The 12,282-nt window shown below is 70.1% G+C and carries 10 protein-coding genes and 1 riboswitch; of the genes, 8 read left to right on the top strand and 2 right to left on the bottom strand.

The genetic code is table 11. From position 1 onward, the window contains the following. Window positions 1–70: 70 nt before the first annotated feature. Window positions 71–178, top strand: a riboswitch (TPP riboswitch). Window positions 179–290: 112 nt separating this feature from the next. The 8 genes from PFX91_RS14815 (at window position 291) to PFX91_RS14780 (ending at window position 10,681) form a co-directional block, all read left to right on the top strand. Beyond that, complete coding sequence (locus PFX91_RS14815) at window positions 291–902, top strand: ECF transporter S component (RefSeq protein ID WP_285732216.1); 612 nt, start codon at window positions 291–293, stop codon at window positions 900–902. A 3-nt stretch (window positions 903–905) separates the two neighbouring features. Beyond that, complete coding sequence (locus tag PFX91_RS14810) at window positions 906–2,486, top strand: ABC transporter ATP-binding protein (protein ID WP_285732214.1); 1,581 nt, start codon at window positions 906–908, stop codon at window positions 2,484–2,486. Beyond that, window positions 2,479–3,261 carry an energy-coupling factor transporter transmembrane component T family protein gene (locus PFX91_RS14805; protein ID WP_285732212.1) on the top strand — a complete coding sequence of 261 codons (783 nt, stop codon included), beginning with the start codon at window positions 2,479–2,481 and terminating at the stop codon, window positions 3,259–3,261. Before PFX91_RS14810 ends, PFX91_RS14805 begins: the two co-directional genes overlap by 8 nt. 54 nt (window positions 3,262–3,315) lie before the next feature. Next, the gene (locus PFX91_RS14800; protein WP_285732211.1) at window positions 3,316–4,104 is read left to right on the top strand and encodes an enoyl-CoA hydratase/isomerase family protein; all 789 of its coding nucleotides are present in this window, start codon (window positions 3,316–3,318) and stop codon (window positions 4,102–4,104) included. Between the two features lie 371 nt (window positions 4,105–4,475). Continuing rightward, window positions 4,476–6,704: a protein kinase domain-containing protein gene (locus PFX91_RS14795; protein ID WP_285732209.1), complete on the top strand. Its 2,229-nt coding sequence runs from the start codon at window positions 4,476–4,478 to the stop codon at window positions 6,702–6,704. Window positions 6,705–7,173: 469 nt separating this feature from the next. Further along, complete coding sequence (locus PFX91_RS14790) at window positions 7,174–7,953, top strand: electron transfer flavoprotein subunit beta/FixA family protein (RefSeq protein WP_285732207.1); 780 nt, start codon at window positions 7,174–7,176, stop codon at window positions 7,951–7,953. 33 nt (window positions 7,954–7,986) lie between these two features. Next, window positions 7,987–8,931 carry an electron transfer flavoprotein subunit alpha/FixB family protein gene (locus PFX91_RS14785; RefSeq protein ID WP_285732204.1) on the top strand — a complete coding sequence of 315 codons (945 nt, stop codon included), beginning with the start codon at window positions 7,987–7,989 and terminating at the stop codon, window positions 8,929–8,931. A gap of 487 nt (window positions 8,932–9,418) precedes the next feature. Next, window positions 9,419–10,681, top strand: coding sequence for a hemolysin family protein (locus tag PFX91_RS14780; protein ID WP_285732202.1), 1,263 nt, complete (start codon window positions 9,419–9,421; stop codon window positions 10,679–10,681). Window positions 10,682–10,716: 35 nt separating this feature from the next. Here PFX91_RS14780 and PFX91_RS14775 read toward each other — a convergent pair whose 3' ends face one another. Together PFX91_RS14775 and PFX91_RS14770 are read right to left on the bottom strand one after the other, a co-directional pair. Further along, window positions 10,717–11,508: a class I SAM-dependent methyltransferase gene (locus PFX91_RS14775; RefSeq protein ID WP_285732200.1), complete on the bottom strand. Its 792-nt coding sequence runs from the start codon at window positions 11,506–11,508 to the stop codon at window positions 10,717–10,719. Beyond that, entirely contained in the window at window positions 11,505–12,239 is a 735-nt protein-coding gene (locus PFX91_RS14770) for a class I SAM-dependent methyltransferase (protein WP_352231680.1), read from the bottom strand. Before PFX91_RS14770 ends, PFX91_RS14775 begins: the two co-directional genes overlap by 4 nt. Window positions 12,240–12,282 lie beyond the last annotated feature (43 nt).

Genomic DNA, 12,282 nt, shown 5'->3' with positions numbered 1-12,282 from the left:
TGGGAACTCCGGGGCGGAGGGAGCCGTGGGACGGAACATCCCACGGCTTTCTTTGTTGGCCCATAATGGAAGGAACCGACAGGGGAGCGCGCGAGCGCTGAGAGTGCGGCACAGGGCCGCAGACCCTTACACACCTGATCTGGGTCATGCCAGCGAAGGAAGTCGTGGGAACCGTCACCGGCGGTGTGCTCCCGCGCACCGGGGAGGTCCCCGGCCGCGCGCCCGGCGCACACCCTCGGTGCCGCTCTCGGCCGTGCGGCCCTCGTCATCTCCGGCGAAGGGACACAGTCGTGAAGCAGAACACAGCCAGGACCGGCTTCTGGTGGGAGATCCTCGACCGGTTACGGAACTGGCGCACGGTTGACATCGTCGTGGCCGCGGTCCTCGGTGTCGCCGTCGGCGTCGTCTTCTGGCTGTGGAACATCGTGTGGTCGGTCGCGTCCCCGCTGTTCCTGGGCTTCCCACCCGCACAGGCCGTCCTCTACGGCATGTGGTTGATCTCCGGAGTCCTCGGAGGACTGATCATCCGCAAGCCCGGGGCCGCCCTCCTCACCTCCGTCGCCGCCGCCTCGGTGTCGGCGATCCTGGGCACGCAGTGGGGGGTCACCGTCCTCCTGGAGGGCACACTCCAGGGTCTCCTGCCCGAGTTGGTCTTCCTCGCCTTCGGTTACCGGCGCTGGGGCATGGGGGTCGCCGTGCTCGCGGCGGCGGCCGCGGGACTGTCCCCCGCCGTTCGCGACAACCTGGTCTACTACGTCACCTGGCCGCTCCACTTCCAGATCGTCTACGGCGTCATCCTCCTGATCAGCGCCGCGCTCATCGCGGGTGTGGGGAGCAGGTTGCTCACCACCGCCCTGGCCCGCTCCGGGGCCCTGGCGCCCTTTCCGTCGGCGAAGGGCTGATCCGTGAACGGTACGGGGGAAGGCGACAGGGCGGCGGGAGCTCGGGTGGAGCTGTCCGGCTGGGGGTGGCGGCACTCCGGGCGCACGGAGTACGCGCTGCGCGGTGTGGATCTGACCATCGAGCCCGGCGAACGGATACTGCTGCTGGGACCCTCGGGAGCGGGCAAGTCCACCCTGTTGCACGCACTGGCGGGTCTGACCGGTGATGACGCCGCCATCAGCGGGGACCAGGAGGGCGCTCTGCTCGTGGACGGGAAACCGGCCGACCGCGGTCGGGGCGCGGTCGGTCTGGTCGGCCAGGATCCCGAGACACAACTGATCATGGCGCGCGCGGGCGACGACGTGGCCTTCGGTCCGGAGAACCTCGGTGTGGACCCGGAGGAGATCCGGTCACGTGTCCACGAGGCGCTTCGCGCCGTGGGTTTCCCCTACGGGCCCCGTCACTCCACCGGCGCGCTCTCGGGTGGGGAGAAACAACGCCTGGCGCTCGCGGGGACGTTGGCCATGCGCCCGCGCCTGCTGCTGTTGGACGAGCCCACCGCCAACCTCGACCCGGAGGGGGCCGAACTCGTGCGGGGTGTTCTCGCGCGCCTGCTCGCCGAGACCGCGGCGACCCTGGTCCTGGTCGAGCACCGTGTGGCCGACGTGGTCGATCTGGTGGACAGGGTCGTGGTCGTGGAGCCGGGCGGGGGCGTGACCGCGGACGGTGACCCCTCCACCGTGTTCGCCGAACACGGGCGTGCGCTGGCCGCGCGGGGGGTGTGGGTGCCGGGGAGCGAGCCCGAACCGGTCCTGTCGGCGGCGCCCGGTGGAGGGGCGCGGTTGGAGGCCGTGGGGGTGACCGCGCGCACACCCTTCCGACTGGGCGCGCGTTCCGCGCCCCGGCGTGTGGTGCTCGAGGACGTGGACCTCATGCTGTGCGCCGGGACGGCGACGGCATTGACCGGCCCCAACGGCGCGGGCAAGTCCACGCTGTTGACCATGCTGGCCGGATTGTCCCGACCCCACCGGGGGCGAGTACTGCCCCACGGGCCGTTGGCGGAGGCCGACCGGCGCCCACTGGTGCGCTGGCCGGCCCGGCGGTTGGCCCGGCACGTGGGAACGGTCTTCCAGCACGCCGAGGACCAGTTCGTCACCACCACGGTCCGCGACGAGCTGAGGTTCGCCCCCCGGCGGGCCGGGATGGGCGAGAGCCAGACCGACGCCTGGGTGGAGGAGTTGATGTGGCGGCTGCGCCTCACCCCGCTGGCGGACGCGCACCCCTACACCCTCTCGGGAGGGGAGAAGCGACGGCTGTCGGTGGCCACCGCGCTCAGCTCCGGCCCCTCCCACGCACCTGACGTGCTGGTGTTGGACGAGCCGACCTTCGGTCAGGACACCCGTACCTGGACCGAGTTGGTGGAGTTGCTGGGGGCTTTGAGAGCGGAGGGGCGGGCCGTGGTCATGGCCACCCACGACGCCCTTCTGCTGCGGCACCTGGCGGACGTGCGGGTACGCGTGGAGGGGGGACGCGCCGTGCCCGGGGAGGGGGATCGCGAGGAGAGGGCCCCGGTGGGGGACCGGACCAGGAGGGCCCATGACTGAGCGTCGAGCCTCGGGCGGGGACATGTTGACGCTGGACGTGCCCGAGGACGGTGGGGTCCGCTACTGGTTGCTCGGGCTCAACCCCGTGGCCAAGCTGCTCGCCGCCCTGACACTGAGCGTCGGTCTCCTCCCGGCCATGGACGCGGTGACCGGCGGCGTGGTGCTGGTGGGCGTTCTCCTGCTCCTGCCGTTCAGCGGGATCGACGGGCGCACTCTGCTCGTTCTCGGCACGCCCTTCCTCCTCATGGGCCTGTCCAGTGGTCTGGTCAACTACGTGTACGGCGAACACGGGGTGGAGGGCGCGCTGGGGGCGTCGGTGCGTCTGTTGGCCATCGCCCTGCCGGGTCTGCTCGCCGCCGTGAGCAGTGACCCCACGGAGATGTTCGACGGACTGGTGCAGCGGCTGAAGGTCCCCGAACGACCCGCCATGGGGGTACTGGCGGCGCTGCGTCTCATCCCGTTGCTCGCGGACCAGTGGCGCACCATCACCCTGGCACGGCGGGCACGGGGACTGGAGGCCGGATACGACCCGGTACGGGCGGTCACGTTGTTCTTCGGTCGTCTGTTCGCCCTGCTGGTGCGCTCCATCCGTACCGGCACACTGCTGGCGACCGCGATGGACGCCCGTGCCTTCGGGACCGGTCCGCGCACATGGGTCAGACGGAGCCGCTGGCGGATCGCGGACACGGCGCTGCTCGTCGGCACGGTCCTGCTCCTTGGCGCGGCCTACACGCTTTCGGCCCGATGGGGCACCCTGGTGCTGCTCTTCTCCTGAAACAGGTGGTAGGCAGTTGCGGACGTTGAAGTCGAGAGGAACGAGGTGGAGATCGTGGGCGAGTTCGTTCGAGTGGAGAGGGACCCGGACCACGCGGCGGTGGCCGTGATCCGGCTGGACCGGCCGAAGGTCAACGCGCTCAACGCGGTGTTGACGGCCGAGATCGCCGAGGCCGCCCGGCGGGTGTCCGCCGACTCCGACGTCCGGGCCGTGGTGGTCTACGGAGGAGAGCGCGTCTTCGTTGCGGGCGCCGACATCAAGGAGATGGCCGACCGTACCGCCGTTCAGATGCGCGAGTACGCGCGTGACCTACAGAACGCGCTGACCCTCGTGGCGAGGATCCCCAAGCCGGTGGTGGCGGCGGTCACCGGGTACGCGTTGGGCGGAGGGTTGGAGTTGGCGCTGGCCGCCGACTTCCGGGTCGCGGGCGCCGGAGCGAAGCTGGGCGTCCCCGAGATCCAGTTGGGCGTGATCCCCGGCGCGGGCGGGACACAACGCCTGCCGCGTCTCATCGGTCCGGCGCGGGCCAAGGAGCTGATCTTCAGTGGTCGGCACGTGAGGGCCGACGAGGCCCGGGAGATCGGCCTGGTGGACCACGTCGTCCCGGACGAGGAGGTCTACGGGGAGGCCGTGGCGCTGGTGGCCCGGTACGCCGACGGCCCGGCCGTGGCGTTGGCCGCCGCCAAGGAGGCCGTGGACCGGGGACTGGAGACCGATCTGGACACGGGTCTGGAGATCGAGCGCGTGCACTTCTCCGGGCTGTTCGCGACCGAGGACCAGAAGATCGGTATGCGCAGCTTTGTCGAGCAGGGCCCCGGCAAGGCCGTCTTCGAGGGACGTTGAGCCGGGTGAGGACACTCTCACACGGGTGTTGAGCGGGGTGGGAGGGGCGGCGGTGGTTTTCGCCGTCCCCCCGGCCTTGGTGACGTTCAGGATGTTCTACGGCTTTCGCCGGGTCGCGTAGCGTGAGGGGAAGCCCCGAGCGTCCGCATCCGGCCGGCCCACGCGCGAAGAGGGGGGAACCGTGTGCCCGAGTTTTCCGTCATACTCGTGGTGGTCCTCCGAGCACGTACGCGTCTGCCGGGCCCGTACCACGCAGGCGCGGAAGCGACCGAACGGGCCCCGCACGGGCCACACAAGCCAAGGTTGACCCATCCCCCCGGCCGATAAGCTGGACGTGGCGGTATGCGGTCTTTTGAGGGGATGAGTTCTCGATGGCAATGTCGGCAGGTTTCCCCATGGGCGAGGAGCTGCCGGAGCGCATCGGCCATTACGTGATCCGCCGCCGTATCGGGCAGGGCGGCATGGGCGTGGTGTACCAGGCCGAGGACCCCCGGACCGAGCAGTTCGTCGCGGTGAAGGTCCTCAAGCCCGAGGTCGCGGGAGACCACATCGCCCGGGCCCGGCTCGCCCGCGAGGTCGAGACCATGCGCCGGGTGCACAGTCCCAACGTGGCCGAGGTCATCGAGGCGGACACCCAGGCCGAACTGCCGTGGGTGGTCACCGAGTACATTCCCGGACCGACCCTGGACGCGACCGTCACCGACCACGGGCCCCTGCGCGGTCGCGCGCTCACGCGGTTCGTGACCGGGCTGGCCCGGGCGATCAAGGACATCCACGCGGTGGAGGTGATCCACCGCGACCTCAAACCCGGCAACGTCATCATCTCCAACGGTGAGCCGATCGTCATCGACTTCGGTATCGCCCACGCCGTGGACGGCGCCAAGCTCACCCAGACCGGTACGTTCGTCGGTACGCCCAGTTACCTGTCCCCGGAAGTCATCGAGGGTACGGACCTGGGGCCGGCCACCGACATCCACGCCTGGGGCGGAACCGTCGCCTTCGCCTCCACCGGACGTCCGCCCTACGGCGCGGGCTCCTTCGAGGTCATCTTCTTCCGCATCCTCAACGGCGAGATCGACATGGACGGGATGCACGAGGCGCTGCGGCCCCTGGTCAACCGCGCCGTCTCCCGGGACATGGCCCGCCGACCCACGGCCGCGGAGCTCGTGGAGGAGACCAGCCGCCTCAATCTCGACCTGCCCTGGACCGAGGACCCGGGGAGTCGGACCGGGCTGACCGGCAACCACACCATCTACAACCCGGCCGCGGGCGGCCACCTGGGTGGGACCAGGGGCGGTGGCGAGGCGGGTGGGGCCGGTGGCGGCCTGGGCGGCGCCGCGGCCGCGGGCGCCGCCGGAGCCGGCCTCGGGGGAGCCATGGGTTACCTCGCCGGCCGCGCCGCCAAAGGAGACGAGGGCTGGGGGCCCTCCCACACCAGTGGTGGCGCCGACCCGGCCGCGGCCTCCTGGTCGCTTCCGAAGGATCCCCCACGCTCGACCCACGCCGCCCACTCGGGCGGTCCGCACGACGGCCCCGGGTCCACCGACGATCCGGGCGGGTCCCAGGGGACCGAGCCGATCACCCCCGGCGGTGCGGACGATCCGTACGATCCGCAGGGGACGATGCGGATCGACCCCGTGAGCGGGGGCGAGGATCCGGACGACGCGCAGGGCACCCGGCTCATCCAGCCCCAGGAGCTCGCGCGTGAGGACCCGCAGGGCACCATGATGCTGGACCCCGTGGACGCGGCCGATCACGGTGGGCACCCCGTGGCCCGGCACGAGGAGGATCAGCAGGCGCCGCAGACACAGTTCTTCAACACCCCATTGCACAAGGGCGACTTCGCCGACATCCTCACGCCCGTGGACGACGGTCGTCGTCACACGCGGACCCAGGAGTTCGACGAGGAGGACTACGGCGGTGGTGGCGGTTGGCTGAGCCGTTTCAGGCGGGGCAGCAACGACCGGGTGGGCGACTACTTCCGCGGCGACACCGGTGAGTACGACGACCATGACGACTACTACGAGGAGCAGGTCTGGCGGATGCATCCGCTGGTGCTCGTCCCCGTCATGGTCCTGTTGGCCGGGGTGGCCCTGTGGTTCCCCTGGTTCGGCGTCCTGCTGGGTGTGGTGCTCATCGCCGGGTTGAGCGCCCTGGACGTGGTCAAGGCCGAGCACGCCCGCCGGCTACAGACGCGGGGACCGCGCAGTTCCGACACCATGGTGGTCGCGCTCAGTTTCCCCTGGGCCTTCGGGCGCATGGCGTTGCGCACGGTCGGGTTCGGTCTGGTCTACCTGCTCGCCGGAATCCTGGTCGGCATGATCTACGCCTCCCTCATGGACGTGCCTGGTGAGGGGGCCAACTACACCGGTGCGTTCGCCATCTTCGTGATGATCCTGCTCAGCTACATCATGCCCAGTGGACGCGAGGCCAGACACCAGGCGGTCTGGCTGGTGGAACGGGTGCGCTTCCACAACCTGTACGTGTACATCGGCGTGATCATCGGCGTCCTGTTGCTGACCATGTTGGTCCTGTCCATCGGACTCACCGCCGCTCCGGAGTGGAGCCCGTTCGGCGGCCCCTCGGACTGGTTCTCCTGATCCGCGTCCGTTCGGTGGTGTCCGCCCTCCCCGAGGGTGCCCGACCGATCTCGTACGGCTCCGGAGCGCGGCGCCCCCGCCCGTCACGGGAAGGGGGCGTCCTCGCTTTCACGGACCTCCACCGGTGGTGTGACCGGTTCCGACGGAGCTCGTTGCGACTAGGGTGGAAAGCGGGCATCGAGGACCCCCATGTTCGACGTCGGCGCTGGTGAACCGCGGGAGGGCGGGGTGGTGGCGATCGATGGAACGGAGATGGTTAGGGTTGCCTCAGTCACACCGGGGGCCGCGGCTTGGCCCCCAAGCTACTAGCCAGTAACATTTGAGGCATGAGCACATCGCGGGACCGGTCGTAAGGCGGCCCCGCCGCCGGATGGCCGAACGGCATTCGGCATTGTTGGCATCAGGGGGCGCGCCAGCGTCCGGCCGCCTCACGGCGGATCATGGAGTGCAGGGAGGTCGGCCACCGGCCATGAATATTGTCGTTTTGGTCAAGCAGGTCCCGGACACGGCGACCGAGCGGAAGCTCAACGCCGATGACAAGACGCTCGACCGCGCAGCGTCCGACGGCGTCATCAACGAGCTCGACGAGTACGCGATCGAAGAGGCTCTCCAGCTCAAGGAGAAGCACGGTGGCGAGGTCACCATCCTGACGATGGGCCCGGACCAGGCCACCGACTCCATCCGCAAGGCCCTGTCCATGGGTGCGGACAAGGCCGTCTTCGTCAACGACGAGGCGATCCACGGCTCGGACGCGCTCCAGAGCGCCTACGCCCTGGCGCAGGCCCTGGGCGGCATCGAGTACGACGTGGTCGTGCTGGGCTCGGAGTCCACCGACGCCCGTACCGGCGTCGTCGGCGCCGCTCTGGCCGAGTACCTGGGGCTGCCGCAGCTCACCTTCGCGCGCAAGGTCGACATCGACGGCGACACCATCAGGATCCAGCGTCAGACCGACTACGGCTACGACGTCGTCGAAGCCCGGCTCCCGGCGGTGGTGTCCGTGGTCGAGAAGATCAACGAGCCCCGCTACCCGTCCTTCAAGCTCATCATGCAGGCGAAGAAGAAGCCGGTCGACAAGAAGTCCGCCGCCGACGCGGGCATCGACACGACCCGGGTGGGGCTGGCCAACGCCACCACCGAGACCGTCGACTTCGCCGACGCGCCGCCGCGTGCCGCCGGCACGGTCATCAAGGACGAGGGCGACGGCGGGACCAAGCTCGCCGAATTCCTCGTCGAGAAGAAGTTCGTGTAGGTACGGCGAGAGACTCAGGAAGGTTCAAGGATTATGGCTGAGGTCCTCGTCCTCGTCGACCACGTCGACGGACAGGTCAAGAAGGTCACCAGCGAGCTGCTCACCGCCGCCCGCCGTATCGGCGAGCCCGCGGCCGTGTGGGTCGGCGACGGCGTGGAGTCGGGCAAGGCCACGCTGGCGGAGTACGGCGCGGAGAAGGTCTACGTGGCCTCCGCCGAACTGAACGACCACGTGGTCGCCCCCAAGGCCGAGCTGCTCACCAAGCTCGCCCAGGACAAGGGCGCCGCCGCGATCCTGGTCTCGGCCACCGCCGAGAACAAGGAGATCGCGGGACGTACCGCCGTCAAGCTGGGCTCGGGCGTGCTCACCGACGTGGTGGACGTCGACGCCGACGTCGTCGCCGAGCACAGCATCTTCGGTGGCTCCGTCATCACCCACGCCCGGGTGCGCACCGGTGTGCCCGTCGTGGCCGTACGTCCCAACTCCATCCCGGCCGAGCCCTCCTCCGGCGCCGCCGCCGAGGAGGCCGTGTCGGTGGAGGTCTCCGACGCCGCCAAGACCGCCAAGGTCATCGAGCGCGTCCACGAGGAGCAGGGCGAGCGTCCCGAGCTCACCGAGGCCGCGGTCGTGGTCTCCGGTGGTCGCGGTGTCGGCTCCGACGACTTCTCCGTCGTCGAGAACCTCGCCGACGTCCTGGGCGGGGCCGTGGGCGCCTCTCGGGCCGCCGTCGACTCCGGTTGGTACCCGAACCAGTTCCAGGTCGGCCAGACCGGTAAGACGGTCAGCCCGAACCTGTACGTGGCCCTGGGCATCTCCGGCGCGATCCAGCACCGTGCGGGCATGCAGACCGCGAAGAACATCGTCGCGATCAACAAGGACCCCGAGGCGCCGATCTTCGAGCTGGCCGACTTCGGAGTGGTGGGCGACCTGCACACCGTGGCTCCGCAGCTGACCGAGGAGATCAAGAAGCGCAAGTAGTACCGACCGGTACCGCGCACGCGCGTCCATTCCCGAACGCCCGGCCAGGGACGACCCAGGCCGGGCGTTCGCGTTCACCACGGGCCCCTCTTCTCACCGGGGCATCACATCTAGGCGGGCCGCACGACGTGGAGGGGAGCGGAAGACGGCCACGAGGACGGCGTGTGGTGGAGGTGCGCCGATCGCCGCGCCGCTCACTCGGGAGGAGCCGGGGTCGGCGCAGAGGGCCGGCATCGAGCTGGAGCGCCGAGAACGCCCCTGCGCGGGACCGGGACCTCACGCGCGCTCTCCGCGCAGGGCTCCGGAGAGGCCGGAGCGAGGCGCGCACGGCTCTCGGACACCTCGGACGTGAGCGGGGAAGGCGGCGGGGGACGGGCGCCACGTCCGCTCCGGAGGCGGTGATCCGACCTCGTCCGGTGTGTGGTTCGTGGGTCTGGGGGAAGGAACCTCCTGTTTCGGGCGTCTACAGTCGATCTGGGGGAATCCCATGGAGGGCTACGAGGTCCAGATCGGCCTCGTGCTGGTCCTGATCGTGGCCAACGCCGTGTTCGCGGGCAGTGAGATCGCGTTGATCACCCTGCGGGAGGGGCAGATCAGACGGCTGGAGGGGCAAGGGCCGGGGGGTCGTGCGGTGGCCAGGCTGGCCCGTGATCCCAACCGGTTCCTGGCCACCATCCAGATCGGCATCACCCTCGCCGGATTCCTCGCCTCCGCCACCGCGGCCGTCTCCCTGGCCCGGCCCCTGGTCGAGCCGTTGGGTTTCCTCGGTTCCTACGCGGCCCCGGTCTCGGTCGTCCTGGTCACCATCGTGCTCACCTTCGCCACCCTGGTCCTGGGGGAGTTGGCCCCCAAACGCATCGCCATGCAGCGCGCCGAGTCCTGGGCGCTGCTCGTGGCCCGGCCGCTCGACGCGTTGGCCGTGCTCTCCCGGCCCGTGGTGTGGCTGCTCAGCGTCTCCACCGACCTGGTCGTCCGCCTGGGCGGGGTGGACCCCCGGGGTGACCGGGAGGAGACCACCCAGGAGGAGCTGCGTGACATGATCGCGACCCAGGGCGGTATGACAGCCGAGCAGCGCACCATTCTGTCGGGCGCCTTCGACATCACCGAGCGGACACTGCGTCAGGTCCTGGTTCCACGTCCCGAGGTGGACACGGTTCCGGCCGGTACACCCGCGAGGGAGGCGGCCCTGCTGCTCGCCGAACACGGTCACTCCCGTGCCCCGGTGGTCGACGGAGACGTGGACGACGTCGTGGGGGTCGTGCACTGGTCCGACCTGATCCGGGGCGAGGGCGAGGCGGGGGGCCTGGCCCGCAAGCCGCTTCTGCTGCCCGTCTCCTTGACGGTCTCCTCGGCACTGCACCGGATGACCATGGAGCGTCAGCAGTTGGCCGTCGTGATCGGTGAGAGCGGGGGTGTCAGCGGCATCGTCAGTCTGGAGGACCTGCTGGAGGAGGTCGTCGGTGAGATCTATGACGAGACCGACACGACGGAGGCCGTCCCCACACGTCTGGAGGACGGTGCCCTGCGACTTCCCGGCTCCTATCCCGTCCACGAACTGGAGGACCTCGGAGTCGTCCTCACCGACCGGCCGGAGGGAAGCTACGTCACCATCGCCGGAATGGTCCTGGTCCTGCTCGGCCACATCCCCGACGGGCCGGGGGAGGAGGTCACCGTGGGCGGTTGGACGTTCACGGTCGCCGAGGCCGATGGCCGTGTGATCGGAGCGCTCTTCCTCACCCCGGACCGATGAGGATTCCGAGCGCCCCGCGTCCACCGGACACGCGGTCAGGGGGTGGGAGGTCCGGGTGCGTGCTCCCCGCGCTTGCGCAGCACCAACAGCAGGTTCCACGTGACGATCTCGCGCAGCAGGGGGACGTGCACGATCGGTTTGGCCCATCCGGGCAGGTAACGAGGGCGGATGTCCACGGGGTCCACATCGGTGCGTCGGCGGACCCACCGCAGCATCTCCTTGGCGTACGCGGCGTACATGGTGTTGCCGAAGTCGTTCTTGGGCCGACGTCCGTGCCTGCGTGCGAACCGTTCGGCGGCGTAGGCGCCGCCCAGGTAGTGCCACGGCGAGGTCTCGTGCCCGCCCCACGGCGACAGCCACAGCGTGTACGACAGGTACACCAGCCCGCCCGGCCGGGTCACCCGCACCATCTCGTCGGCCATCCGGACGCGGTCCGGCACATGTTCCAGCACGTTGGAGGAGAAGCACACATCCACCGAGTCGCTGCGCAGCGGCAGGTCCAGCGCGCTGCCCTGGACGCCGTGGACGTCCGCCGCGCGTCCGTGCAGTCTCATCTCGTGGGCGTCGGAGTCCACGCACAGGCAACGCGCACCGGCGGCGCGCAGTTCGTCGGCGAAATAACCGGGGCCACCGCCCACGTCGGCCACGAGCCTTCCCCGCAGGGGGGTGTAGGAGCGCAGTTGCGCGACGGTGTCCCTCGCCAACGTGCCGTAGAAGTGGGCGGGGTCGCTCTGCTCCCGACGGAAGGCGTTGAACAGCCCCACCGACCGGCCCAGTGTGGCGCGAAAGGCCACGGTGCCGTCGGAGCGGGGCACGGAGGAGGTCATCGTCCCTCCTCCACCACCACGTAGTGGCGCAGATGGCGCCAGTGGTCCCCGCCCCAGTACTCGTCGGAGGCGACGATCCGGCCCTCGGGGACCAGCGCGGCGACCCTCTCGGTACGCAGGGTGTGCATCCGCATCGGTGCCGGATAGCGCAGCAGCACGCGCTGGGCCAGGGCGATCAGCGGCCAGGGGGCGTACCGGAACACCATCCCCTTGAAGGTGCGCCGCTCGGACTCGGGCACACCCAGCACCATCGCGCCGCCGGGGCGTACCACCCGCGCGAACTCGCGTACGTAACCCTCGGCCAGCTCGGGAGGCAGGTGTTGCAGGACGAGGTCGGTGTAGACGAGGTCGAAGGAGTCGTCCTCGAACATCGACAGGTCGGGGCGCTCGTTCAGCGCGAAGGTGATCCGGCCACCGGAGCGGTCCAGACGGCGGGCCTCGGCCAGCATCGGCGCGGAGATGTCCACCCCCACGACCTCGTCGAAGTGGGCGGCCAACGCGTTGGACAGCCGTCCCGCGCCACAGCCGAAGTCCAGGACACGGCCGCCGTCCGGGCGGATGCCCAGTTCCTCCAATCGGGCCACGGCCGGATCGATGTCGGCTCGGCCCGAGGCGAGGAACTCGTCGTCGTCCCAGCCTCCGTCCCGCTTCTGCGGGTCCACGCACACCGCCCACAGGGGCTCGGTGGAACCCAGCCGGGTCCAGTCCCGGCGTACCTGTTCGAGTCCCACCGGCCTCACCTCCACGGTGCTCACGACCCCGGCGGGACACGAA

This window comes from Nocardiopsis sp. ATB16-24 (assembly GCF_030271535.1).
Taxonomy (GTDB): Bacteria; Actinomycetota; Actinomycetes; order Streptosporangiales; family Streptosporangiaceae; genus Nocardiopsis.
Note: the sequence above shows the minus strand (reverse complement) of the source record. Positions and strands in the feature narration are given on the sequence as shown.